Source organism: Arthrobacter sp. 24S4-2 (assembly GCF_005280255.1).
Classification (GTDB): domain Bacteria; phylum Actinomycetota; class Actinomycetes; order Actinomycetales; family Micrococcaceae; genus Arthrobacter.
Genome location: NZ_CP040018.1, coordinates 66,744 through 90,056, shown reverse-complemented (window position 1 = coordinate 90,056; position 23,313 = coordinate 66,744). Strand labels below are relative to the sequence as shown.

Here is a 23,313-nt window from a genome sequence, read left to right as displayed (position 1 = left end):
CCTTTATTTGCGATAACGAGAGAATGTGCACGGCTCACGTTCCGCGGCACGGGAACGGGACTTTCTAACCCCGGCGGAACGTCAAGGTTCGTCTGGGACAATCCGTCCATGACTGAGCCCGTTCAAGATCAACTCCGCGACAGCGTCCAGGCGTCTTTCCAACCCGGACGTCCCGGGGCGCTCAGCAGGTTAGCGCACCCCGGCGGTCTCCGTCGCGGCGCCGGGTGTGCCGCCAGCAAGGTCCCGGAAGTCTCGGTCTACTTCTGGATCACTAAAGTGCTCACCACCGGGATGGGCGAGACGACCTCGGATTTCCTGGTGACCTGGCTCGGTCCGCTGATCGCCGTCGCGCTTGGGGCGGCAGGACTGGCAATCACGCTGTTGTTGCAGTTCGCCGTCCGCCGTTACGTTCCGTGGATCTACTGGTCTGCCGTGGTGATGGTCAGCGTTTTCGGCACCATGGCCGCCGACGTCCTCCATGTCGGCCTCGACGTGCCTTATGCGGCATCGACAGTGGTCTTCACCGTCGTCCTTGCTGTCGTCTTCATCGTCTGGCACCGCACCGAACGGACCCTGTCCATCCACAGCATCCTCACGCCGCGGAGGGAGTTCTTCTACTGGGCAGCTGTATTGACCACCTTTGCCCTCGGCACCGCAGCGGGCGACCTTACGGCGATGACGCTGAATCTTGGATATCTGCCCTCGGCAGTCTTGTTTGCGGTGATCATCGCGATTCCCGCCGTCGACTACCGGCGGCTGGGGCTGAACGCCGTCGTCGGGTTCTGGTTTGCCTACATCACGGCACGGCCCCTTGGGGCTTCCCTGGCCGACTGGATGGCCGTCTCCCCGGCGCGTGGCGGACTCGACTGGGGTTCCGGGCCCGTCAGCCTCGGATGGGCCGCCCTCATCCTCGGATTCGTCTCCTACCTCGCCATCACCGGCCGGGACATCGAACGCAAAGGCCCCCGGCCGGCCCCCGATGAATGAAGAAGGAAGCGCGGGGACGTAAAGCGGATCATGCTGCCCCGGCCGCGACATCCGCAAAATAGCTGCACCACAGCTCAGACGCGCCGCCAGAGCGGCCCGTTGTCGGCGCCACGCAGCTGGCTGGTCATCTCAGCCCCACAGCAGGAGTGCCGTGAAGTAGACGCCTCCGCCAATAACGCTGTAGACGGCGAATGGGGTCAGGCTTTTGGTTTCGAAGAACCGAAGGAGGAATTTCGTTGATAACCACGCTGCCGCGGCGGCACACACGGCGCCGACCAGGAACGATCCTCGTTCTTCTGCCATGGCGGGGTTGAACACCTCCGGAAGTTTCAGTATTGCTGCGGCACCGATGATGGGGGTTGCGAGCAGGAAGCTGAACCGCGCGGCGTGCTCATGGGACAGCCCGGAGAGCAGCCCGCCTACCATCGAGGATCCGGACCTGGAGATCCCCGGCAGCAGTGCTGCCGCCTGGGCGGAGCCGATGCCAAACGCCTGTTTCCAGGACAGTCCGGCCAGACGGGAGTCAGCCACGTCAGTGTTCTCGAGGGATGCGGTCATGCTGGAGTCGGGCGTGGAGGAGTCCTGGGCGGACGTGGCCACGCCAAGCTCCGGCTTAGCGGACCGGGAGGATACCAGGGCGGGCGTTGTCCGGCGCCGGCGCAGTGCCTCGGCGGCGAAAAGCACCAGCCCGTTCACCACTAGGAACCCAGCGGCGAGCAACGGGGACGCGAACAGGCCCCTGATGGGCTTTTCCAGGACCAGTCCCAGTATCCCTGCGGGAATGGTTCCGGCGATAAGAAGCCACCCAAGCTTCGCGTACGTGTCACCTGCGGAGATCTTACGGTCGCGGACGGACCGGCCGAGGCCTTTGAAGATCTCGATCCAGTCCTTGAGGAAGAACACGAACAGGACGATCGCCGTTGCCAGGTGGGTGGCGATGAGGAACGTCAGAAAGGACGGGTTGTTCTGGTCCAGGTCCCAGCCGAACAGCGCCGGCAGGATGACGCTGTGGCCCAGGCTTGAGATGGGGAACAGTTCGGTGACGCCCTGTATGAGACCGAGGATCGCGGCCTGGAGGATGTTGATCATGGGCGGAGACTATCAGGCGCATATGAGCGGTGCGTTACAGGGCGCCCGCGGGCAACTTCCGCGCAGGGACGTCGTCACGCGCCCTCGCCACCACCTCAGCGCGGAGCGGTAGCAAGAATCGCCGCCCCTTCCGGCCCTGCAAAACGCACGGGCCGGCCCTGTGGATCCCGCAGACACGCACCCCCTGGCCGGTGACACGGTGCGGGAATGTCATGATCAGGTGATGAGCATCCCCAGGTTCAGCAGGCCCGTCCACCGCTCCAGTCTGCGCACGACCGTCATGGTGGTCGGCGGCCTTGCCGTCGCGCTGCCCGTCGGGGTTCTTGGCTCCTGGGCCTATGCCCCGGCCATGGGATGGGCGGCCGCGTGCCTGATCTACCTCATCTGGGTGTGGTCCGTCGTCGGCCGCCTCGATGCCGCCGGCACCGCAGCCCACGCCCGCCGGGAGGATCCCGGCCGAGTCGTGTCGGATCTGCTCCTCCTGGTGGCAACCCTGGGCAGCTTCGGCGGCGTCGCACTCATCCTGCTGGAGGCAGGTTCCAGCGAGGGCGGGATGAAAGCGTCAATCACTGCCCTCGCACTAGCCAGCGTCGCCCTGTCCTGGTTCCTGGTCCACACTCTCTTCACACTCCGGTACGCCACCATCTACTACCGGGAAAACGATGGAGTGGACTTCAACAAGAAAAAGCCTCCGCAGTACGCGGACTTCGCATACCTCTCCTTCACCATCGGCATGACGTTCCAGGTTTCGGACACGGACCTGAGAACCGACGCCATCCGGTACACCGCGCTGCGCCAGGCCCTCCTCTCCTACCTCCTCGGTGCCATCGTGCTAGCCACAACCATCAACCTCGTCTCCGGCCTCGTCCGCTGAAGCGGTGCACCGCAAGGTCCCCGTTCACACCCGTGCCGTGACTCGCTCAGAAAGCGCACCGATAGGAACCGGCCGTGAGGGTCCCGGAGTCCAGCGATTTCCGTCGAAAAGCAGAGGTCAGGCCGCAACAGCTTTCGAACAGCGCATCGACCGACACGCCGGGTGAGCCTGCGGACCGCCATCGATCTCGCTCCACGGTCGGTGGCGCTTTGAAGATAAGCATGCTTATGATGTTTGCGAGGCCGGATCGAACGGCCGCCAACCAGAGGAGGAAACACCATGGGACTAGGCGACAAGATCGAGAACGCTGCCGAGAAGGCAGGAGGCAAGGGTAAGGAAGCTGCCGGCGCCGCAACGGGCGACGAAAGCCTGCGTACCGAGGGCCAGGCCGATCAGGCCAAGGGTGATTTGAAGCAGGCCGGCGAAAAGGTCAAGGACGCCTTCAAGAAGGACTGACGACCGCAAGCAAAAAGGTGCACCCCCCGGGGGGTGCACCTTTTTGCGTGTCCGGATGAGGGGCGGGGCCACACCCAGAGGGCCGACCAGTCCTCCATGGCGGCCTCGAAGGGTCCGGCGCCGACCAGCCCTGCCGGGTTGCGCGTCGTCGGCATCATACTTCCAGCCCGCCGGAGCTAAGATTCCTACAACGCCCGCATCCGGTCCACGTCCGCAACCCCGGCGTAGGCGGCCTGGGTGCCCTTTCTGGTGGCAGCCAGTGCCGCCGCCACGGAGGCAAAGGCTGCAGCCTCGGCCAGCGGATCACCGGCGGCAATCCGTGCGGCCACTGCGCCCGTGAACGCGTCCCCCGCGCCCGTGGTGTCCACAGCATTGACCTTGACCGGCGCAATCCGGGTAACGCGTCCGTCTCCGGCGGCCCGGGAATCGAGAACCACTGAACCGTTGGCGCCCAAGGTGACCAGGACCTGCTGCAGCCCGCGCTCGGCGAAACGCTGCCGCACCTGGTCCCACGCGGCGTCGTCCGCTTTAGCGCCCGGCATCTCCCCTGAACCGGCGCCCCCGGAGCCGAGAAAAAGCGACGCTTCATGGGCGTTGACCAGCAGGACATCGCTCAGGTCCGCGAGGCTCTGCGGGATCTCGCCGTAAGGCGAGAGGTTCAGCAGAACCGTCGCGCCGGCGTCGTGCCCCATCCGGGCGGCGGCTTCCACGGTTTCGAGGCCGACCTCCAGGCACAGGCAGACCACGGAGGCGCCGTCGAACGCGTCCGCGGACGCCGCGACGTCGGCGGGAGCCAGGGTTCCGTTGGCCCCGGCGGAAATGATGATGTTGTTCTCGCCGTGGGCGTCCACGGCGATGACCGCGACGCCGGTCGCGGCGGAGTGGGATGTCCGCACATGCGAGATGTCCACGCCGGCCCCTGCGGTGGAGGCCTGGAGCATCTCGCCGTTGGAGTCGTCCCCCACGGCGCCGATGAGGCTGACCGCCCCGCCCAGCAGGCTGGCCGCCACGGCCTGGTTGGCGCTCTTTCCGCCGGGGTTGACGGCGAAACCGGTGCCATGGACCGTCTCGCCCGGCAGCGGGAGCCGTTCGCAATAGATGGTCAGGTCGGCGTTCAGGGACCCGACGACGACGATCCGGCCGTGCGCTCCGGCTGTTCCGGCGCTCATTCGGCCACCTCAGCCTCGACCGGCTTGGGAATCAGGAGCGAGGCGCCAAACGCCGCGACGGTGATCACCAGGCCAACAACCACCACAGTCAGGTAAGACGCCTTGGCGTCCCCGAGGGCTGATGTTGCCACCAGCACGGCCGGCAGCACCAGGAAGCTGAGGCCCGCACCAAGGTTGAAGGCGCCTGCGTTCATGCCCGGCAGGAATCCGGGGTTTCCGGCCGGCGAGAGCACCACTCCAAGTCCGTTCAGCATGATGTTGACCGTACCCGCGTACATGATGCCCAGCAAGACCGTTCCGGCGATCATCATCGGCAGGCTGCCCAGGCCGAAGAAGGCGATCAGGGCGAGCGCGGCGATGCTGCCCAACAGGCCGATCCGCAGCACCCTGGTGTAGCCCAGCACCGGTGCCAGCCTGCCGCTGATGGGGCCCACCAGCCAGCCGAGCAGGGCGTACGGGGTCAGGATGATCAGCGACATCTCGGTGGGCCCTACGCCGAAGCCGGGTGCGGCTGCCTGCACGTAGGCGGGAACAATGCCGTTGATGACCGCGAAGATTCCGGTCATGGTCAGCGTGGTGGTCAGCAGCGGGGCCCAGGTGGAGCGCTGGCGCAGGTGGACAGTTTCCACCATGGGCTGCCTGGAGCGTTTCTCCACGGTCCAGAAAGCAAGGAAGGCGACGACGGCAATCGCCACCAGTCCGAGGGACAGCATCAGGGTGCCCGCCGAGAAGCCGCCGACGAGTTTGGAACCCTCGTTGAGGGCGGTGAGCAGCGCGCCGACGGCAACCACGATGAAGAACACCCCGAGCCAGTCCATGGTGGTGCCGGCCGCGGGCTTGCTTTCGCCGGCCAGGAGCGCGATCAGCGCGGTGGCCACCAGCGCGAGGACCACCATGAGCCAGAAGATGCTGCGGAAGCCGAAGTGCTCGGCGAAGTAGCCGCCCACGAAGGAGTCCACGCCGGCCACGCCGCCGTTGACGGCCGTGATCAGGCCCATGAGCGTGCCGTACTTGCGCGGATTGCTGACGGCGGAGCGCAGCATGATCAGGCACAGCGGCACGGTGGGGCCGCTGACGCCCTGGATGATGCGCCCGACAAAGAGCCAGGTGACGTCCGGGGCCATTGCGGCGATGACCGAGCCGACGGCCATCATCAGCATCATCCCGAGCAGGATCTTCTTGCGGCCGATGATGTCACTCAGGCGGGGCAGGAAGAGGGAAAACAGGGCGGCGGCGGTGAAGAACCAGGTCTGGGACAGGCCGATGACTGCCTGGTCGGTGTGGAGTTCGCTGCCCATGGTGACCAGGGCCGGGCTGAGCATCGAGGCGTTGAGCTGGAAGGCCACGCAGGCTGCGAGCAGGGCGACCATGAGTGCGGTGATGTTGCCGCGGGTGGTCTTGGTTTCAGTGATGGTGGCCATTTACTTGACGCCTCCGGTTGCTGCGCCGGCAGTTTCCAGGAGAGTGGGTTCGCCGATCCGGATGAGGGCATCGGTGACGAGGTCCCAGAACCGCCCGTGGTCCAGGTCGACGGCGACGGAGGTGTTGCAGTCGGCGGGCGCGGGGGCACGGAAGTCCGCCACGGTCATCCCGAGCGTCAGCTTGCCCTGCAGTTCGATGTTCACCGGAACTTTGCGGGTGGTGACGATGCTCGGGTCGATCACATAGGCGACGGCGCAGGGGTCGTGGACCGGGGGGTAGTCGAAGCCCTGGGCGTCCTTGTAGGTCCTGGTGAAGAACTCCATCAGTTCCATCACGAACTTGGCCGGCCTGGTGCCCACCGCGGCGATCTTCTCAACGACCTCCGGGGTGGCCAGGGCCTGGTGCGTGAGGTCCAGGCCAACCATCACCACGGGCCATTTCTCGTTGAAGACGATGTGCGCGGCCTCGGGATCGATGATGATGTTGAATTCGGCCACGGCGCTCCAGTTGCCCACGTGGTAGCCGCCGCCCATGAGGACCACTTCCTTGACGCGTTCAACGATGCGCGGCTCCTTGCGGGCAGCCATGGCAATGTTGGTGAGGCCGGCGGTGGGGACCAGGGTCACCGTGCCGGGTTCGTGCGCCATGACCGTATCGATGATGAGGTCGACGGCATGGCGCGGGTCCAGCTCGATGGCGGACTCGGGCTGGGCGGGGCCGTTCATGCCGGTTTCGCCGTGGATGTCCGGCGCGGTTTCGATGGTGCGCACCAGCGGTCGGTCGCAGCCGGCGGCAAAGGGGACACCGGTGATGCCGGCGATGGTGCCGACGGACAGGGCGTTGCGGGTGACTTTTTCCAGGGTCTGGTTGCCCACCACGGTGGTAACGGCAAGCAGCTCGATGTCAGGGTTGCCGTGCGCAAGCAGCAGCGCCACGGCGTCGTCATGCCCGGGGTCACAGTCCAGGATGATCTTCTTGCGGCCAGGGGTCACGGGGTTGGGGTCCACGTCTATCTCCACGTCATTGGGGTCCCGCCTGAGGCAGGGCGCTAAAGCAATCAGAGTGATCATGGCACTTCCGCCGCCTCAACGTCAAGCGCTTAACGTAAATTGCGTCAAGCGCTTGATGCCATGCTGGGCCTGACGGGGCGGGTGTGGCGGCTGCGCCGACTACGATCGAGGTATGGAATCCGCGGAGCACGTACAGGACCAGCCGGACGCAGGGCTGAGGGCCTCAGCGCCGCAGGCCTCAACGACGCAGGGTGCAACGACGCGGGCCGCAGCGCCGCGGGTCACGGCGGCCATGGTTGCGGCGCGCGCCGGGGTATCGACGGCGACTGTTTCCCTCGTGGCCAACGGCAAGACCCGCGGCCGCGTGTCCGGGGACAACATTTCGCGCGTGCAGGAGGCCATCTCCGAGCTGGGCTACGTGGTGGACGGCATCGGCAGCTCGCTGGCCAAGGGCGTGAGCTCGATCGTCATTCTGGTGGCGCCGGACATCTCCAACCCGTTCTTCGCCAAGGTGATCGCCGGGGTGCGGGAGTCCCTTGGCGCCGACTACCAGCTGCTGTTGTCCGTCACCGACGCCGGCGAGTTTCCGCAGGCGGACGACGTCCGGAAGCTCATGGCGCTCCGGCCCGCCGGCCTGCTGGTGGATGCCCCCAACGCCGACTTCCTCGAAGAACTGTCCGCTGCCGGGCCCCTGGTGCTGCTTGATGCTCCCGGCCTGGAGACGTACGCCCCGTCGGTCAACCTGGACGTGGCGCACGGCGCACGCGAGCTGGCGGCCCACCTGGCCGAGTCGGGGCACACGCGGGCGGCATACATCGACAGCGTGACCGGCACGGCCACGTTCGATGTGCGCCGCAACGCATTCCTCGAAGAGGCGAGGTCGCGCGGGATCTCGGTGCCGCCCGGGTGCATCATCAGCACCACGATCGACGTCGGGGCGGCCGCCGAGGCGTTCGCCCGGGCGTGGCCGCAGTGGCAGCGGTCCGGAGTCACCGCCGTCGTGTGCGGTACCGATACGCACGCCTATGGCGTGCTGCAGGAGGCCCGGGTAGCGGGCGTGCGGATCCCGGAGGAGCTTGCAGTGGCGGGCTTCGACGACCTGCCGTATTCAGCGACGAGCAATCCCGGCCTGACCAGCGTGCACCTGCCGGCGACGCCGCTCGGGCTCAAGGCCGGCGAGCAGCTGCGCGGCCTCATGGAAGGCCGCCCGTTGGAGCAGCCCCAGCTGACGCTGGAAAGTTCTCTCGTGGTGCGCGGCTCCACGGCCTGAGGCGCAACTCCTGCCCCTCAGCGGGCGGCGGGACGGAACCTCATGAACCCGAAAACTGAGGAGAGCAGCAGCATCCCGCCGCCGATGGCAACTAAGCACCCGGCCACGGGAACGGCCCCGGCCTCTGCCCTGCCGGAATCCGGCGGTGCCGCTGTCAAGGTCCGGGCCGACCGGGACGGGTGCGACGCCGCGCCTGCCGGACGGGCGGCAGGGCCTGCGGCTGACGGCGATCCGGCGGACACACTGGGGCCCGGCGTTGATCCCTGGCCAGCCACCCCTTCTTGGGACGGCACGTCTTCCGGGCCGGAACCGGTGACAACAGGCTGCGGGCCCGCAGGACCTTGGCCACCCCGCCCCGGTGCGGAGCCCGCAGGTTCAGCCGGGGAAGTTGCCGACGACGTAGGGTCCGGGGAAGGCGGCCCGCCGGGAACGCAGAACCCGCCGGCGGCAGCCGGAACCTGCTTGCCCGGGCAGGGTTCCGCACCCGCAGGAACAGCAAAAGCCAAGACTCCGGCGGCGACGACGGACAGCACCGCGAGGACGCATAGAACCAGTCGACGGTTGCACATGCCATCCAACGCTACCCTCTGAAGCGGATGCCCGCCCGCTGACCGCCAGTCAGGCGCTTGCGGGGGCGGGCGGAGAAACGGCCCGGGCGGGAAGCGGTCCGGGCGGCGTGCTAACGCCGGGCGGAGAAGCGGCCCGGGGCTCTGCCGCCGTCGGCCAGGTCGGCCAGCACCCGGCCCACTGCCGGGGTGAATTTGAAGCCGTGCCCGGAAAAGCCGGCGCCGACCACCACTGGCCCAAAGCGGTCCAGCACGAAGTCCTCGTTGGCGGTGCTCGTGTAGGTACAGCTGATGGGAACCGCCGATGCCGGGTCCACTCCGGGCAGCCACTCCCGGGCGTACCGCGCCAACGCCCCGAGCTGCACCGGCTCGGGGGTAAAGCTGCGGGCGTCCGGATCGGTCATCGGCCCCACCCCGTGCCAGCCGGCCTTGATGCCCTCCCCCGGCGTGAGCATGCCGTAGACCGGGCTGTACCAGTAGGCGTCGCGGGGGTCGTCCGGGTCGGGGCTGTGGTTGAAGCTCGGCCAGACGAGCGAGTCGTCCAGCGGCGTGAAGTGGGCGGGCTGTTCCTGGGTCACCACCAGTTCGGGGAGCCGGACCAGGTTTCCGAGGAGCCTGGTGGTCCAGGCGCCGGCCGTGACCACAACCCGGCGTGCCTCGATCTCTGCTGAATCGGTCACCACAACTACCCGGTCCTCGCCGGTAACGCGGATGTCGCGGACCGGCGTCGAATACTCGAAGCGGGCGCCGTGTGATTCCGCGGCCCGGCGAAGCGCCACCAGGGCATCGGCGGCCCGGACACGTCCGGAGCCGGGGACAACCAGGACGTCGCTGCGGAAGTTCATGCCCTGCCAGCGGCTTGCCGCCTCCGACGCCGGGATGAAGTGGCTTTCGATGCCCAGCGCCGCGTGCGCGGCGCGGACGCCGTGAAGCCGGCGGACGTCGCCGTGGTTGACCAGACCCACCAGGTCGAGGAGCTGCGTGTCGGTTTCGGCGGCAAGCTCGTCCCAGAGACTCTTCGCCTCGGTCACCAGATCGAGGTAGTCCGGCTCCGCGTACGCCATGTTGAAGTTGCGCGTCGCACCGTGGGAAGCGCCGATGTGGTGCCCTTGCCCGAACTGCTCAAGGAGAGTCACCGAGTGCCCGCGGCGGGCAAGCTGCCATGCGGCCGCGGATCCCATCGCACCTCCGCCGACAACGGCGACGTCAACTTCCACCATGGATCCACCCAACTCAGTCCCGAAGCCCCTTTGAGGCCTTTTGCCGGTTTCCATTCTGCCAAGCTGAGCAAGGGTCCTTGTCCGCTGCGGCTGACGGCCCCGACGCCAATGGGCATCAGCCGGCGAACGTCACGTCCCTGGATTCCGTGACAGCGGCGGTGCGGCCGGGCGCCGTGTGGTACTTCCAGTAGAGGTTCGTGTGCGCGATGACCTTGTCCGGGGTGGGAGCGCCCCACGCGCTCTGATCCTCGGTTGTATGCGCGTCACCGACGAGCGTGACGTCGTAGCCGCGGACAAAGGCGCCGTGGATGGTGGACCGGATGCACTCATCGGTTTGCGCCCCGGCCACAACCAGGCGCCCGATCCCGGCCGCGGCCAGCACATCCTCCAGGTCCGTGTCCTCGAAGGAGTCTGCGTACGACTTATGGACCAGCGGCTCCGGCTCGCGGCGCTTCAGCTCGGGAACGTACTCCCACGCTTCGCTCCCCTTTTGCAGCTGCTCGTCCGAGTGCTGGACCCAGACGATCGGCACGCCTTCGTCGCGGGCTTTGTCGACCAGCGCGGCGATGTTGGCCACCACGGCATCACGCTCATGCACCTCGGCCACGACGCCGTTCTGGACATCAATCACCATCAAGGCGGTATTGGGCCGATCTGACAGTTTGGTCATAACGAGCTCCTCAGGTTCTGGGCGGGTACCGGGTCCGGCAGCCCGTTGCATGCATTTTACGTGGGCTTAACCTGCCCGGCCTTGTAAGGCCACACCCGCCCGCGACAGACTTAAATCACTTGATGAACGGTTCAATTCTGATCGTTCGACCAGACCAGCGGAAGGCGATCGCAGACATGCGCTCGGGCCTGTTTAGCGGCGCAGCTGCCAGCGGACAGGAACCGCAGACCGGAAGGATAGTTATGGCCGGCAAGTTTGAAGTGTTCATTGACGCCGAGGCACATTTCCGGTTCCGGCTAATGGGGCCGGACGGAACCGAGCTGGCCGTGTCAGCCGCTTTCGAGGATAAGTCCGCGGCCGCTGCCTGCATCGCCGCGGTGCGCGAGTGCGCGGGCATGGGACTCGTTACGGACCTTTGCCCGGCGGCCAGCCAGGTAACGGCACCTGCCGGAGTGTCTCCTGCACCCGTACCGCCCGCCCCTGCACCAACCAACTGCGAACCGGCCCGCGTGCCCGGTGCCAATTTCCGCACACACGGGCCGGTACGCCGGCCCGCGCCGCACCTGACGGGCGCAGCCTAGTCACGCCGGGTGTGGTCACCAGCTGGCGGGACGCTGCCGGATAAGTCCGACGGCGGCCGAAGCCAGCAGCAGCATTCCGCCGAACGCCAGCAAGTACCCGGCCAGCGGGATCATCCGCTGCGGGGCTTGCGGCCTGGCGGGGCGGGGCGATCCGGCGGCTGTTTCCGGCTGAGCACGTTCGGACGACGGCTGCGTTGATGCCGGCGGGGCCAGCGACGCGGTCCCGCCCGGCGATTCCGAGGACGACGGCGTGACGGCGGCGCCTGGGGACCGCCCCGGCTCCGTAGTCCTGCTTCCGTGTTGCTGGCTTCCGGGATCCGTGGCCACGGGCAACGTTGCGCCCGGGACCGGCTCCCCGGAGACGGGCCCGGTTGGGGCGGGCGCAGACGGGGGCGCCGCGGTCGGTGACGCTGCCGGCGTTGTCGGTCCGGGGATCAGGGGGCCCAGCGGGACGCAGAACCCGCCTCCGCCCACCGGCACCTGCCCCGCGGGGCACGGCCCTGCCGCTGCCGTTGCCGGGAGCGTCAGCACGCTAATGAGGACAGCGGACCACACCGCCAGAATGCCCAAAACCATCCGCCCGGTGTCCACGTCGTACTACGCTACCCGCCAGCCGATGGAAACTGTCGGACCTTCGGCCCTAACTTTTGGACACTGGCGTTCACCTGACCTGCGCCGGGAAACGTGGTAGGCAGTACAAAGAAGCACATTGACCTGCCAGGAAAGGGCCACCTTGACGCAAGACCCGAACACCGGGGAACCGAAGGAGAGGAGCGGCCTCTCGTCACGGATTCTCCGCGGAGGCACCGAGCCCGATCCGCGGTTCAGCCTGGCGAATGAGCGCACTTTCCTGGCCTGGATCCGGACCTGCGCAAGACCATCGCTGTGCTCCTGCTGGTCCTGGCACTGATCATCGGCGGCGGTTCGTTCTTCCGGTGGCTGAACGCGGAACGCGCCATGAGGTCAAAATCACCCCTGCCGCTCCCCCCGATTGCCCCGGTGCTGGCCATCGGCGGAGCCCTCGTGGCCGCCATTATGGTGGTGTTTGTCATCGCCCGGCCGGCCTGAACATGACTGCCCGGCGCGATGCCGCAACGCACGGCGATTCCGGCCTCCAGCCGGAACGCACCGACCTTGCGTGGGGCCGGACCACCATGGCGATGGTGGTGGCCGCCGCGGTCTTCCTGCGGTGGCTGCCACACCACGGCTGGTTCGTCGGGACGCTCGTCGCGGCCGCCACAGTCACAGCCCATGCCATCAACTTCACCCAAAAGCGCCTGCTGCCGGAGGTGACGGTCAGAAAAGGCGCAGCTGGTGGCCCTCTGATCCGTTGGCGTCGGAGGCCGGCAACACCCACTCCGGCGAGGCCATGCCGAACATGCCGTCAATATCCGTGAGCAGCTCGTCAATGCAGGTTTGGCCGTCCAATACCTGGATTGCCGCCGTGTTTGTAGTGCCGTCGGTGCTCAAATCTGCCACTGGGTGAGTTTACGGCAGGGCACCGACGCTGGCGCTCCGACACTCTGCCAGGCGGGGTTGGAGCCCGTCTGTTGGGCACCTCGCACGCGTTCGGAGCCCTAACTACGTTCTCGTGGCCCGCGCAGCCGCCCGTCCCTGACGGCACCGGGCCAGGGCAATGTTTGCCGTATTCTGCCGGAAATTTGCACGAGAACTGCGGTTAACTGCCGGAACTCTTGATGCGTAGAACTCAGACTTGATCCAGTCGCACCGATCCAGCCGGACCAAGGGTGCGGATACTCAGCAAGGGATGCAAGAAAGCAGGGAAAGCCGTGGGTCAAGCAGCAGCTCTGGACGAAGGTACCGCCGGCGGCGTCATCACGAATGACCAAGCTAGTGACTTCCACACTTTGGGACTCGCCGGCTGCATGGACAAACTGACCATTCCCCTGCGCCAGAACGGGGTATTCGTGCGCTGGGAGACCCCGCACCATGGCGTCGAAATACCGGCAGCCTGTGCCGTGCTGCTCTACCAGGCCGCGCAGGAAACACTTACCAACGCGTTCAAATACGCCCAGGCCACCGAGCTGACCCTCCGGCTGGCAGCCGTCAACCACGGTGTCCGGCTGACCATCACGGACAACGGTGTCGGCTTCCAAAGCCAACTCCTTGGCGGCAGGAAGCATGGGTACGGCGTGTGCCTGATGACTATGGCCGTGCACGAAGCCGGCGGTACCATCGCGATTGATTCCGCCCCTGGCAAAGGCACCCTGGTGTCCATCACCCTTCCCCTGGACTAGCGGCGGCCCGGAGGAATCCGAAGCGCCAACGATAGCCCCCGGCAGGCGAAGGAGATGCCAGCCAGGTCGGTGCGGGACCTGGCTGGCGGGCAGCTCAACGGGCCGTTGTCGCCGGCTTCCGCTTACGGGACGGCGCCGCGGCAACCAGCAGGGCAGCAGAAGCCACGGCGGCGCTCAGGATCAAGCCGGGGCGGTACTGTTCCAGCATCGCGGCTGCATCCACGGCCGCACCAGCTTCGGGCGCGCTGCCGTGGCCGCTGACCATCGCCGTGGTGACGGCCAGCACCAGGGCGGCACCCACCTGTGTGCTGGTCTGGATCAGCCCGGCCGCCAGACCCTGCTCGGCATTCCGTATACCTGCCGTGGCCTGGACGTTGATGGACGGGAAGGCCAGGGCGAAACCGACACCCAGCAACAGGACAGACGGCAGAATGTCGGTCACGTAATTGGGCGAAGTACCCACACGGAGGAACAGCACGTAGCCCAGCGCCAACGCCGCCAGACCGGTCAGGATGAGCCGCGGGGCGCCGAACCTGTCGATGAGCCGGTCCGCGAAGGGTGCGCTCGAGGCAACCAGCAGGCCGGTCGGGAGCAGGGCCAGTGCCATGCCCAGTGGACTCCATCCCAGCACGGACTGCAGGTAGAGCGTCAGGATGAACTGGAAGCTCAAGTACGAGCCAAACAGTCCCACGGCGCTCAGGTTGGCACGGGCAACCCAGCCTTCCTTGAGGATGCTGAACCGGATCAAGGGATGCCTGACGCGGTTTTCGATCACGGCAAACGCTGCCAGCACCGCTGCGGAGGCCACGAATCCGGCGATGGTTGCCACAGATCCCCAGCCGTTCCCGGGCGCCGATACCAGCGTGTACACCAGCCCCAGCATGCCGGCCGCGAGTGTCACGGCGCCCCAAACGTCATGCCCGCTCGCTGGTTCCCCGCCTGCGGACTGGCCTGCGGAACTGTCCCTGGGGATGTACTTGAGGCCAAGAATCACGACGGCGACCGCCACGGGTACGGAGACCAGGAAAGTCCAGCGCCAGCTCATGGCAGTCATGAGCCCTCCGACGACAAGGCCGAGTGAGAAGCCGCTTGCGCCGAATGTGGTGAAGATGGACACCGCGCGGTTGCGTTCGCGGCCTTCCGCGAAGTTGGTGGTGATGATCGAGAAGCCGGCCGGCGCCGTAAATGCGGCAGCCAGTCCCTTGACGAAGCGGGTGGCAATGAGGAGGGCAGGGTCATCCACCAGCCCGCCGAGCAGGGATGCTGCTGCGAAGACGCTGAGCGCGATAAGGAAGATGCGGCGCCGGCCGAGGAGGTCCGCCATCCGTCCGCCCAGAAGAAGCAGGCTTCCGTAGCCGAGCACGTACGCGGAGACGATCCATTGGAGGGATTCGGTTCCCAGGTGAAGTTCGGTGCCGATCGAGGGCAGCGCCACGCCGACCATGGACACATCCAGCGCGTCGAGCGCCAGGACGGTGCACAGGACCAGGAGGAGCATCCACTGCGCACGGGTCCAGCGCACAGGTGCAAGCCGGTCGCCGGCAGCTCTTTCAAGGGTGGAAGTTGAAGTCATGACAACAACTTATATGACGCGTCATTGAATGACAAGGAATATTATGACGTGGACTTTTAATTCGTCATGAACTAGAATCGCAGCATGGCAACACCGCAGGACCAACAGCTGGTTGAGCAATGGCGCAGCATCCAGAACACGTATTTCCGCACCGCAGGCGCAATCGACCGTGCCCTGGAGGCGCGGTTCAGTATTGGCCTGACGGAATTTGAAATTCTGGACCTGGTGGCCGACAGCACGGACGCGGCATGCCGGATGAAGCAACTTGGTGAGCGGACGCCCATGACCCAGAGCGCCATGTCCAAGGTGGTGGACCGGCTCGAGAAAGCCGGCCTGATCGCCCGCCGTTCCTGCGAAGATGACCGGCGCTCCCTGTTTCTCGAACTTACCGACGCCGGCCGGGCGCTCCACGGCCAGGCCGCCGTCGAACACCGCGCGCTGCTCAAGGAAAACCTGGCCTAGGGCCGACCGCCCGGCCATGGGCCAGCGAGCAACCCGCCAGGCGTTGACCTCACCTCAGTGGACCCGCATGCCTTCGACCTCGGGCGGCGGGTCCGCGCATCCTCCCGCCGGCCCACCTGCAACAAAGTAGTCGGACAGGTCAGGAATCGAGAAGCGCCGTCCGCCCGGTCGCAACTAGCATGATTGCCATGGGCATCCTTGAAGGTGAACCAAACGTACTGATCGAAGCTGCTTAGATGAACCCAGCGACGCCAACGGAGACCGCGACGGCGGCTTCTCAACAGATGGAGACACGATGAGCATGGCCACCCAGACGGACTCGCAGTCGCCCGCGCAGCCCGTCGCCGATACCCATGACCTGATCCGCGTGCAGGGCGCACGCGAGAACAACCTCAAGGACCTCAGCATCGAGATCCCCAAGCGCCGGCTGACGGTGTTTACCGGCGTCTCCGGCTCGGGCAAGAGTTCGCTGGTGTTCAGCACCATCGCCGCGGAGTCGCAGCGGATGATCAATGAGACCTACAGCGCGTTCGTGCAGGGCTTCATGCCGAACCTGGCCCGGCCCGACGTCGACCTGCTCGAAGGCCTGACGACGGCGATCATCGTGGACCAGGAGCGGATGGGTGCCAACCCCCGCTCCACTGTTGGCACAGCCACCGACGCCAATGCGATGCTGCGCATCCTTTTCAGCCGGCTCGGGCAGCCGCACGTCGGGCCGCCCACGGCGTTTTCGTTCAACGTCCCCACCCGCAAGGCAAGCGGGGTGATGAGCACCGAGAAAGCCGGCGGCCGGGTGGAGAAGAGCGTGGTGCAGGGTGCCGTATACCTGGGCGGCATGTGTTCACGCTGCGAGGGCATGGGCTCGGTCTCTGACTTCGACCTCACGGCGCTGTACGACGACAGCAAGTCACTCGCCGGGGGTGCCCTGACGATCCCCGGCTACAGCATGGACGGCTGGTACGGCCGCATCTTTAGCGGGGCCGGCTTTGACATGGACAAGCCGATCGCGAAATTTACCAAGAAAGAGTTGAACGACCTGCTCTACAAGGAGCCGACCAAGATCAAGGTCGAGGGCATCAATCTCACGTACGAGGGCCTGATCCCGAAGATTCAAAAGTCCATGCTCTCCAAGGACGTCGACGCAATGCAGCCGCACGTCCGGGCCTTTGTGGAACGCGCCATCACGTTCCAGGCCTGCCCCGAGTGCGACGGCACGCGGCTCAGCCCGGAAGCCAGGTCCGCGAAGATCCAGGGCAAGAACATCGCTGAGCTGTGCACCATGCAGATCAGCGACCTGGCCGAGTGGATCCGTGCGCTCGATGAGCCCACGGTCGCGCCGCTCCTCAAGGGCCTGCAGCACCTGCTCGACTCGTTCGCCGAGATCGGCCTGGGGTACCTCTCGCTGGACCGGCCGGCCGGCACGCTGTCCGGAGGTGAGGCCCAGCGCACCAAGATGATCCGGCACCTGGGCTCGTCCCTCACGGATATCACGTACGTCTTTGACGAGCCGACGATCGGCCTGCACCCGCATGACATCGAGCGGATGAACCAGTTGCTGCTGCAGCTGCGCGACAAGGGCAACACCGTGCTGGTGGTCGAGCACAAGCCCGAGACCATCGCAATCGCCGACCACGTCGTTGACCTTGGGCCCGGGGCGGGCACGGCAGGCGGAACCGTGTGCTTTGAGGGCACCGTGGAGGGCCTGCGAGGGAGCGATACCATCACGGGCCGCCATCTCGACGACCGGGCACGCCTCAAGGATTCGGTGCGTTCGTCGGCCGGCGCCCTTGAGGTCCGCGGCGCGTCGACGCACAACCTCCGCGGCGTCGACGTCGACATCCCGCTCGGCATGCTCTGCGTGGTGACGGGCGTCGCCGGCTCCGGCAAGAGCTCACTGATCCACGGCTCGGTGGCCGGCCGCGACGGCGTCGTGGTGATCGACCAGGCCGCGATCAAGGGTTCGCGCCGCAGCAACCCGGCAACGTACACGGGACTGCTGGAGCCGATCCGCAAAGCATTCGCAAAGGCCAACGGCGTGAAACCTGCACTGTTCAGCTCCAACTCCGAGGGCGCCTGTCCCAGCTGCAACGGCGCGGGAGTGATCTTCACCGACCTGGGCGTCATGGCCACCGTCGAGTCCACGTGCGAGGAGTGCGAGGGCAGGCGGTTCCAGGCTCCGGTGCTGGAGTACACGCTGGGCGGCCGCAACATCGCCGAGGTGCTGGCGATGTCGATGACCGAGGCGGAGGCATTCTTCAGCGCCGGGGAGGCACGCACTCCGGCCGCCCACAGGATCCTTGACCGGCTCGTAGACGTCGGGCTCGGGTACCTCACCCTCGGCCAGCCGCTCACCACGCTTTCCGGCGGCGAGCGGCAGCGGGTCAAGCTGGCAACCCAGATGGCTGAAAAGGGTGACGTCTACGTGCTCGACGAACCGACCACCGGCCTGCACCTCGCGGACGTCGAGAACCTGCTCGGCCTGCTGGACCGGCTGGTCGACTCCGGCAAGTCGGTCATCGTGATCGAGCACCACCAGGCGGTCATGGCGCACGCCGACTGGATCATTGACCTGGGCCCCGGCGCGGGCCACGACGGCGGATCAATCGTCTTCGAGGGAACACCTGCTGACCTGGTGGCCAGCCGGTCCACCCTCACCGGCCAGCACCTGGCGGCCTACGTCCGCAACTGACGGCCGGGAACTCCCGGCTCCTTCAGCGAAGTACCCCAATAAAAGCGCAAGCGTACGACGGCGGGATCTCCCGCCGTCGTACGCTTTTTCCTGCCGGTGGATCGAAGCAGTCGGGGACCGTGAATCACGCGAAGTCCACTAATGCGCCGGCTGTTTCCGGCCAATTCCGGGGACGCCGTCGCGATAAGTCGCCTTTAAGGATTTAGGGTTCACCTATTTCCATGTCAGCCGATCAATTGGCAATAGTGGCGGCCCTAGTGCGGCGTGTTTGAAGTTGTCTTTGGCTTGGCTTTCGCGAGGATTTCTTCCGGCGACTTGGTCCAGGTGAAGGGGTGGCTGCGCTTGTTCCAACCGGTGATGAACTGCCGGATCTTGCGCATCAGGTCTGTGACCGAGGTGAACGTTCCGCGGTGGATGGCCTGGCGTTCGATGATGCCGAACCAGATTTCCACCATGTTCAGCCAGGACCCGGGCGTCGGGGTGAAATGGACGTGGATGCGCGGGTTCTCCGCCAGCCAAGTGCGCACTTCGGCCTTCTTATGCGTGGCGTAATTGTCCATCACCAGATGCAGCTCAACGCCCGAGTAGGCGCGGGCGACATGCTTGAGGAAGGACAGGAATTCCTTGTGGGTATGGGCCGGCTTGCAGAGGCCGGTGAGATTCCCGGTGGCGATGTCCAGTGCTGCGAACAAGGTCGTGGTGCCGTGGCGGACGTAGTCATGGGTGCGTTTCTCGGCGGAGCCGATCTGCATCGGCAGCAGGGGCGCGGTCCGGTCCAGGGCCTGGATCTGGGACTCGTCAATGCACACAACGACCGCGTTTTCCGGCGGGGCCAAGTACAGCCCGACGACGTCAACGACTTTTGCTTCCAGCTCCGGGTCCGTGGAGAACTTGAACGTCTCGGACTTCCACGGCTTGACCCCATACTCCCGCCAGGTCTTGGCCACAGTGGAAAAGTCCGTCTTCAAAATGCCGGGCCAGCAGCCGGGAGGACCAGTGCGTGATCCCCAGCGATGCCGGTGGCGGCGTCAATGTGGCGGCAATGATTTTCGTCCGGTCAATCTCCCGCGGCCGGCCGGCACGCTGCTCGTCCTCCAAGCCGGCCATACCCCGATCCTGGTACCTTCCACGCCACGCGAGAACCGTGGGAACCGAGACGCCAACCTCCCGGGCAATGCGTGAATTCGGCGCGCCCTCGGCCGCCATCAGAATGATCCGGGCCCGCTGAACCAGCCCCGCCCGCATCGCCGACGAACGGGACCACCGCACCAAAACGTCAAAGTCACCATCACGAATAACCAAAGCAGGAGCAGGAGGATGAGCCATGCCCAATTCTCCCAAACACCAACCATAAAATAACTTTAGACACGCCGCACTAGTGTGCAGCGGCGTAGCGCTCCATGACCTCGGAGTGGATACGGCCCCGGGCGCTGACGGGAATTCCGTTGGCAACCGCCCAGGCGCGGGCAGCCTTGGTGTCGCTGCCGCCGGTGACGGGACGGGTTGCCGAGCGGGGACGTCCGGCAGACCTGCGTGCGACAGCTGTGTATTTGTTGATTGCCTGACGGAGTTCGTGCGCATTGGCTTCATTGAGATCAATCTCATACTCAGCGCCATCAATAGAGAATCGGACTGTCTCGCTCGCTTCAGTGCCGTCGAGGTCATCTTCCAGCGTGGTTATTACTCGTTTTGCCATGCGGAAAAGATTATCATTCATGCTCCGAACTAAATCCCGCATAACTGTTACTTAATTTAATACGCAGGCGGACGGAATGAATATCTTTTATCGGCATTCGTCGGATGGACAAATCACTGGCGAAAAGAATGAACGACGAACCCGGTCACCGGCGCCGAGGTGGCAGGCGGGGCTGCGGTGGGTCGCTTTGCCCTCGGTTCATCCATGGCGGCACGCTTCCGGAGTCGATGCCATGCCCACGGCAGGAGATATCTGCGCGCCCACACAAGATCTCCTGCCCTTGCCTGTTGCCAGTTGCGCGGCGGCACGGCTCCGGGTTCCAGCGGCCGGAGCCGGTGCGGGACACCAAGCGTGTCCAGCACCATCAATGCCACGGCGTGGTGGCCCAGCGGGGAAAGATGAAGTCGGTCCTGATCCCACATCCGCGGGTTCCTGAGCTCCCGGATACCCCACAGATCGGCGATCACGGCGTCGTGCCGGGATGCGATGGCCCGGATGTTTTCATTGAAAACCGCGACCTTGGTCCGGTTACGGCCCAGGAAGGGCGTTGATCCCCAGTCGGGCCCGGTGAACAGCACCAGGGTGGCGCCGGCAGAACTCAAGAGCTCCACCCCGGCGTCGAGCCTGTCAGCCAACTTGTCCGGATCGCTGCTGTGGAAAACCATGTCGTTGCCTCCGGCCGAAAGCGTGATCAGGTCCGGCTCCAATGCCAACGCAGGCCCGATCTGCCGTTCCAGGATCTGCTCCAACAGCAGGCCGCGCACGGCGAGATTCGCGTACGCGAACTCCTCGTGGCCGATGCTCAGCTCCTCCGCTGCACGATCAGCCCAACCGCGTACTCCGCCTGGACTCCGAGGGTCGGGGTCACCCACACCCTCCGTGAACGAATCCCCCAAGGCAACGTACCGGCGCCACGGGTGGTGGCTTGCACCCTCGACGTACGCAGCACCAGCGACTGCACTGCGGGGCCGACGCCCTGACAGGTCCTTGTCATTCGTGGTCACCCTGCACCTCCTTGTGGGAAGCCCGAGCCCTTTCTGTACATAACCATCGGAGGCGCCCGCATGTTCCAAAAATTCAACGGCATTGGGCGCATTTCTGTATGGAATGCACGCCGCTGCGCTCGTGTTAAACCGAGTGTCCGGGGCGACGGGTTGCACCGGGCTGACAGGAAGGCAATGAGCAGGAAAATCGAAACAGTCGAAGACGACGCCGGGAAGGTCACCACCTACCACCGGCATCCGAATGGCGGCGGCCTCATCGGGCGCGGCGCCGACGTGGACGACACCTCGTTCATCAGCGCAACATCATACGTGGAGGCCGGCGCCTGGGTGGGATCGGGATGCCGCGTCGGCGGCGGCAGCTGGATCGACCGGAAGGCCCGTATTGGGCACAGGGCAGTCATCGGTGAGGCCGTGTACGTTGGGCCGGGCGCGGTGGTCGGCAACCGCGCACATGTCGGCAGCCACTCCCGGATCGGAGCAGGCGCCGTTATAGGCCATGGGGTCCACCTGCACGGGGACACCACGGTCTCCCCGGGAAGCCACATATTGTCCAGAAGCAAGCCGCCGGCAAGTCCTTCGTCGAGGTCCCGTTCGGACGGCAACTGTAGGGTGCGAAAGGCTGCCTGAAGCCGCTGCCTTACGCTTAGCCTCCGACGCTGTTGCGGAGGCGGAGACGAAGGGCCAAATAAGGCCGAAAGCCCCTCGTGAACCGGGACGGAGCGCGACTAATTTGGGTACTACTCACCGGCCGCGCAGCGTCGGGGAGCGCCTGTGGGGCGGCGGCCCGTGAATGATTGTGAATTCCTGAGCAGTCCGCCGCACTGGCCGATTCAGCGAAAGTGCTGGTTGGACATTGAAAGCGGGGATGCGTGATGGGCAGCGCAAGGGATCCTGTTGGCGGTCGAGGACGCGACGGAGTGGGGGATGACTTTCCCGAACCGCTGGGCCCACCGGATGCCCGCGCTTCTGACCGCAGTCCTGACGACGGCTACTACGAAGAGTCCGACGGCGTTGTCCCCGCTGGCGAGAGCGTCGGCTACGAGGACCCCGGGTATGTCGATGCCACCGGCGGCCCGGTGGAAGGCTTCTTTACGGAAGACCCGGTCGCCGCTATCCATGAAACCGTGGTTGCCCGCGAAGAGGAGCGGTTCGGCGGCATCAAGATCGGCTCGGCCTTCTTCGGCTGGCTGACCGCGACGGCAATGGCCATTCTGCTGGTAGCTGCGGTTACGGCGGCCGCCAGGGCAGGCTATCTGGCCGGCACGGACCTGATGGCAGAAGCCGGGCAGGCATCATCAGGCGGCGTGACAGGCGTGATCGTGCTCCTGTCGATCCCCTTCCTTGCCTATTTTTCGGGCGGCTACGTCGCAGGTCGGATGGCGCGCTTCAACGGCATCGGCCAGGGGCTTATGGTCTGGTTGTGGGCCGTGATAGTGGCCGCGGGCGTCGCCCTCTTGCCGATGGTTAGCGGCGGGCAACTCAATGCCCTGACCATGCTCTCTAGTTTCCTCCGTCTTCCCGCGGCCGAGGGCCAGCTGAGTACGAGCGGCATCATCGCGGTCATTGCCGTGGCCGCCACAGCCCTGGTGGGCGCGGTGCTCGGCGGCATGACCGGTGTTCACTACCACCGGAAAGTGGATCGTGTGGGTTTCACACCGACGGAGGAGTACTACCAGCCCTAATCGGAGGGACCACAAACCCGAGTTTGAGGGGCGGGGAACGGGGCGGGTCAGCCCTGGACAGCAGTCACAACCCGCTCGCCATTGAAGTATTCGAGCTGCCAGCCGTCAACGGCATGGTGGTGGGCGACGTTGAGCACCGCGTTGTCGATGCTTTGCAGGGTGCGGCCGATGGCGCGGCTGAGGCTTACGCGGATGAGGGTCCCGTGGGCGACGACCAGGACGCGGCGGCCACTGAATTCCTCGGCCAGCACTTCCAGGGCGGCCAGCCCGCGGCTGGCCGCCTCGTCCTCGCTTTCCGCGCCGCGGAAACCACCGGGCGTACGCAGGGCGTCGAGTTCGGGGCCGGCCTGCAGGCCCTCTGCTGGTCCGAAGCTACGCTCGGTGAGTTCCGGCACGCGCCGGGCAACGCTGAGCCCGAGTCCTTCGGCAATCAGGTCGGCGGTTTCTGCGGCACGGCTCAGCGGTGAGGACACGATCGTGTCCCACTCGTAGCCGGACAGGACAGCGACGGCGTCGCCCGCCTGGCCGCGTCCGACGTCGTTCAGCGGAATGTCGGTGGAACCCTGCAGCCGGCGCTGCGCATTCCAGTCTGTCTGGCCGTGGCGGACAAGGGCGAACGTCGTTTGGGTCATGCC

The 23,313-nt window shown here is 66.0% G+C and carries 22 protein-coding genes and 3 pseudogenes; 12 read left to right on the top strand and 13 right to left on the bottom strand.

What is annotated here, in order from left to right:
• Positions 1-108 precede the first annotated feature (108 nt).
• Positions 109-987 (top strand): hypothetical protein, encoded by an 879-nt coding sequence (locus tag FCN77_RS00450; protein WP_137320648.1) that lies wholly within the window; start codon positions 109-111, stop codon positions 985-987.
• Positions 988-1,116: 129 nt separating this feature from the next.
• On the opposite strand, the gene FCN77_RS00445 is transcribed toward FCN77_RS00450, so the two are convergent.
• The gene (locus FCN77_RS00445; protein WP_137320647.1) at positions 1,117-2,076 is read right to left on the bottom strand and encodes an undecaprenyl-diphosphate phosphatase; all 960 of its coding nucleotides are present in this window, start codon (positions 2,074-2,076) and stop codon (positions 1,117-1,119) included.
• Between the two features lie 223 nt (positions 2,077-2,299).
• Here FCN77_RS00445 and FCN77_RS00440 point away from each other — a divergent pair, with 223 nt between their 5' ends.
• Positions 2,300-2,950 (top strand): DUF1345 domain-containing protein, encoded by a 651-nt coding sequence (locus tag FCN77_RS00440; protein WP_137320646.1) that lies wholly within the window; start codon positions 2,300-2,302, stop codon positions 2,948-2,950.
• Positions 2,951-3,229: 279 nt separating this feature from the next.
• Complete coding sequence (locus FCN77_RS00435) at positions 3,230-3,406, top strand: CsbD family protein (protein WP_137320645.1); 177 nt, start codon at positions 3,230-3,232, stop codon at positions 3,404-3,406.
• 185 nt (positions 3,407-3,591) lie between these two features.
• Here the strand turns inward: FCN77_RS00435 and FCN77_RS00430 are convergent, their stop codons facing one another.
• From FCN77_RS00430 to FCN77_RS00420, 3 genes are read right to left on the bottom strand one after another with little or no spacing between them, the layout of a single operon-like run.
• On the bottom strand, positions 3,592-4,575 hold the full coding sequence (locus FCN77_RS00430; RefSeq protein ID WP_137320644.1) for a ribokinase: 984 nt from the start codon (positions 4,573-4,575) through the stop codon (positions 3,592-3,594).
• Positions 4,572-5,996, bottom strand: coding sequence for an MFS transporter (locus FCN77_RS00425; RefSeq protein ID WP_137320643.1), 1,425 nt, complete (start codon positions 5,994-5,996; stop codon positions 4,572-4,574). The genes FCN77_RS00430 and FCN77_RS00425 overlap by 4 nt, the downstream gene beginning before the upstream one ends.
• Complete coding sequence (locus FCN77_RS00420; protein WP_254678779.1) at positions 5,997-7,067, bottom strand: nucleoside hydrolase; 1,071 nt, start codon at positions 7,065-7,067, stop codon at positions 5,997-5,999. It lies immediately after the preceding gene.
• Between the two features lie 232 nt (positions 7,068-7,299).
• Between FCN77_RS00420 and FCN77_RS00415 the strand changes: the two genes are divergently transcribed.
• The gene (locus FCN77_RS00415; RefSeq protein ID WP_137324574.1) at positions 7,300-8,277 is read left to right on the top strand and encodes a LacI family DNA-binding transcriptional regulator; all 978 of its coding nucleotides are present in this window, start codon (positions 7,300-7,302) and stop codon (positions 8,275-8,277) included.
• Positions 8,278-8,956: 679 nt separating this feature from the next.
• On the opposite strand, the gene FCN77_RS00410 is transcribed toward FCN77_RS00415, so the two are convergent.
• Both FCN77_RS00410 and FCN77_RS00405 read right to left on the bottom strand, forming a co-directional pair.
• Positions 8,957-10,060, bottom strand: coding sequence for an FAD-dependent oxidoreductase (locus FCN77_RS00410; RefSeq protein WP_137324573.1), 1,104 nt, complete (start codon positions 10,058-10,060; stop codon positions 8,957-8,959).
• Positions 10,061-10,178: 118 nt separating this feature from the next.
• Positions 10,179-10,733, bottom strand: coding sequence for a cysteine hydrolase family protein (locus FCN77_RS00405; protein WP_137320642.1), 555 nt, complete (start codon positions 10,731-10,733; stop codon positions 10,179-10,181).
• 122 nt (positions 10,734-10,855) lie between these two features.
• Here FCN77_RS00405 and FCN77_RS00400 point away from each other — a divergent pair, with 122 nt between their 5' ends.
• Complete coding sequence (locus FCN77_RS00400) at positions 10,856-11,314, top strand: DUF1508 domain-containing protein (RefSeq protein WP_254678778.1); 459 nt, start codon at positions 10,856-10,858, stop codon at positions 11,312-11,314.
• Positions 11,315-11,329: 15 nt separating this feature from the next.
• Here FCN77_RS00400 and FCN77_RS00395 read toward each other — a convergent pair whose 3' ends face one another.
• Positions 11,330-11,905, bottom strand: coding sequence for a hypothetical protein (locus FCN77_RS00395; RefSeq protein ID WP_217496205.1), 576 nt, complete (start codon positions 11,903-11,905; stop codon positions 11,330-11,332).
• A gap of 142 nt (positions 11,906-12,047) precedes the next feature.
• Here FCN77_RS00395 and FCN77_RS00390 point away from each other — a divergent pair.
• Both FCN77_RS00390 and FCN77_RS26500 read left to right on the top strand, forming a co-directional pair.
• A pseudogene (locus FCN77_RS00390) lies at positions 12,048-12,382 on the top strand (YidH family protein).
• A 2-nt stretch (positions 12,383-12,384) separates the two neighbouring features.
• A pseudogene (locus tag FCN77_RS26500) lies at positions 12,385-12,588 on the top strand (DUF202 domain-containing protein); the annotation flags it as partial.
• A 22-nt stretch (positions 12,589-12,610) separates the two neighbouring features.
• On the opposite strand, the gene FCN77_RS26495 reads toward FCN77_RS26500, so the two are convergent.
• Positions 12,611-12,793 (bottom strand): hypothetical protein, encoded by a 183-nt coding sequence (locus FCN77_RS26495; protein WP_254679086.1) that lies wholly within the window; start codon positions 12,791-12,793, stop codon positions 12,611-12,613.
• Between the two features lie 311 nt (positions 12,794-13,104).
• Here FCN77_RS26495 and FCN77_RS00380 point away from each other — a divergent pair, with 311 nt between their 5' ends.
• Positions 13,105-13,572, top strand: coding sequence for a sensor histidine kinase (locus FCN77_RS00380; protein WP_137320639.1), 468 nt, complete (start codon positions 13,105-13,107; stop codon positions 13,570-13,572).
• A 94-nt stretch (positions 13,573-13,666) separates the two neighbouring features.
• Here the strand turns inward: FCN77_RS00380 and FCN77_RS00375 are convergent, their stop codons facing one another.
• Entirely contained in the window at positions 13,667-15,145 is a 1,479-nt protein-coding gene (locus FCN77_RS00375; RefSeq protein WP_137320638.1) for an MFS transporter, read from the bottom strand.
• An 84-nt stretch (positions 15,146-15,229) separates the two neighbouring features.
• On the opposite strand from FCN77_RS00375, the gene FCN77_RS00370 reads away from it, so the two are divergent.
• Both FCN77_RS00370 and FCN77_RS00365 read left to right on the top strand, forming a co-directional pair.
• Positions 15,230-15,607 (top strand): MarR family winged helix-turn-helix transcriptional regulator, encoded by a 378-nt coding sequence (locus FCN77_RS00370; RefSeq protein ID WP_137320637.1) that lies wholly within the window; start codon positions 15,230-15,232, stop codon positions 15,605-15,607.
• 295 nt (positions 15,608-15,902) lie between these two features.
• Positions 15,903-18,296: an excinuclease ABC subunit UvrA gene (locus FCN77_RS00365; RefSeq protein ID WP_137320636.1), complete on the top strand. Its 2,394-nt coding sequence runs from the start codon at positions 15,903-15,905 to the stop codon at positions 18,294-18,296.
• A 254-nt stretch (positions 18,297-18,550) separates the two neighbouring features.
• On the opposite strand, the pseudogene FCN77_RS00360 reads toward FCN77_RS00365, so the two are convergent.
• The 3 genes and pseudogenes from FCN77_RS00360 to FCN77_RS00350 form a co-directional block, all read right to left on the bottom strand.
• Positions 18,551-19,541: pseudogene (locus FCN77_RS00360) on the bottom strand (IS630 family transposase).
• A gap of 130 nt (positions 19,542-19,671) precedes the next feature.
• Positions 19,672-19,992 carry an Lsr2 family protein gene (locus FCN77_RS00355; RefSeq protein WP_137320635.1) on the bottom strand — a complete coding sequence of 107 codons (321 nt, stop codon included), beginning with the start codon at positions 19,990-19,992 and terminating at the stop codon, positions 19,672-19,674.
• Positions 19,993-20,105: 113 nt separating this feature from the next.
• Entirely contained in the window at positions 20,106-20,996 is an 891-nt protein-coding gene (locus FCN77_RS00350; RefSeq protein ID WP_254678777.1) for an SGNH/GDSL hydrolase family protein, read from the bottom strand.
• 174 nt (positions 20,997-21,170) lie between these two features.
• Between FCN77_RS00350 and FCN77_RS00345 the strand changes: the two genes are divergently transcribed.
• Together FCN77_RS00345 and FCN77_RS00340 are read left to right on the top strand one after the other, a co-directional pair.
• The gene (locus FCN77_RS00345; RefSeq protein WP_137320633.1) at positions 21,171-21,623 is read left to right on the top strand and encodes a transferase; all 453 of its coding nucleotides are present in this window, start codon (positions 21,171-21,173) and stop codon (positions 21,621-21,623) included.
• 290 nt (positions 21,624-21,913) lie between these two features.
• On the top strand, positions 21,914-22,678 hold the full coding sequence (locus FCN77_RS00340; RefSeq protein ID WP_254678776.1) for a hypothetical protein: 765 nt from the start codon (positions 21,914-21,916) through the stop codon (positions 22,676-22,678).
• A gap of 47 nt (positions 22,679-22,725) precedes the next feature.
• Here the strand turns inward: FCN77_RS00340 and FCN77_RS00335 are convergent, their stop codons facing one another.
• Entirely contained in the window at positions 22,726-23,310 is a 585-nt protein-coding gene (locus tag FCN77_RS00335) for a histidine phosphatase family protein (protein WP_137320631.1), read from the bottom strand.
• Positions 23,311-23,313 lie beyond the last annotated feature (3 nt).

Bases quoted from the DNA above. Each gene is read 5' to 3' on its own strand.
- FCN77_RS00450 (WP_137320648.1), top strand. From the start codon at position 109: ATGACTGAGCCCGTTCAAGATCAACTCCGCGACAGCGTCCAGGCGTCT.
- FCN77_RS00445 (WP_137320647.1), bottom strand. From the start codon at position 2,076: ATGATCAACATCCTCCAGGCCGCGATCCTCGGTCTCATACAGGGCGTC.
- FCN77_RS00440 (WP_137320646.1), top strand. From the start codon at position 2,300: ATGAGCATCCCCAGGTTCAGCAGGCCCGTCCACCGCTCCAGTCTGCGC.
- FCN77_RS00435 (WP_137320645.1), top strand. From the start codon at position 3,230: ATGGGACTAGGCGACAAGATCGAGAACGCTGCCGAGAAGGCAGGAGGC.
- FCN77_RS00430 (WP_137320644.1), bottom strand. From the start codon at position 4,575: ATGAGCGCCGGAACAGCCGGAGCGCACGGCCGGATCGTCGTCGTCGGG.
- FCN77_RS00425 (WP_137320643.1), bottom strand. From the start codon at position 5,996: ATGGCCACCATCACTGAAACCAAGACCACCCGCGGCAACATCACCGCA.
- FCN77_RS00420 (WP_254678779.1), bottom strand. From the start codon at position 7,067: ATGATCACTCTGATTGCTTTAGCGCCCTGCCTCAGGCGGGACCCCAAT.
- FCN77_RS00415 (WP_137324574.1), top strand. From the start codon at position 7,300: ATGGTTGCGGCGCGCGCCGGGGTATCGACGGCGACTGTTTCCCTCGTG.
- FCN77_RS00405 (WP_137320642.1), bottom strand. From the start codon at position 10,733: ATGACCAAACTGTCAGATCGGCCCAATACCGCCTTGATGGTGATTGAT.
- FCN77_RS00400 (WP_254678778.1), top strand. From the start codon at position 10,856: ATGAACGGTTCAATTCTGATCGTTCGACCAGACCAGCGGAAGGCGATC.
- FCN77_RS00375 (WP_137320638.1), bottom strand. From the start codon at position 15,145: ATGACTTCAACTTCCACCCTTGAAAGAGCTGCCGGCGACCGGCTTGCA.
- FCN77_RS00370 (WP_137320637.1), top strand. From the start codon at position 15,230: ATGGCAACACCGCAGGACCAACAGCTGGTTGAGCAATGGCGCAGCATC.
- FCN77_RS00365 (WP_137320636.1), top strand. From the start codon at position 15,903: ATGAGCATGGCCACCCAGACGGACTCGCAGTCGCCCGCGCAGCCCGTC.
- FCN77_RS00355 (WP_137320635.1), bottom strand. From the start codon at position 19,992: ATGGCAAAACGAGTAATAACCACGCTGGAAGATGACCTCGACGGCACT.
- FCN77_RS00345 (WP_137320633.1), top strand. From the start codon at position 21,171: ATGAGCAGGAAAATCGAAACAGTCGAAGACGACGCCGGGAAGGTCACC.
- FCN77_RS00335 (WP_137320631.1), bottom strand. From the start codon at position 23,310: ATGACCCAAACGACGTTCGCCCTTGTCCGCCACGGCCAGACAGACTGG.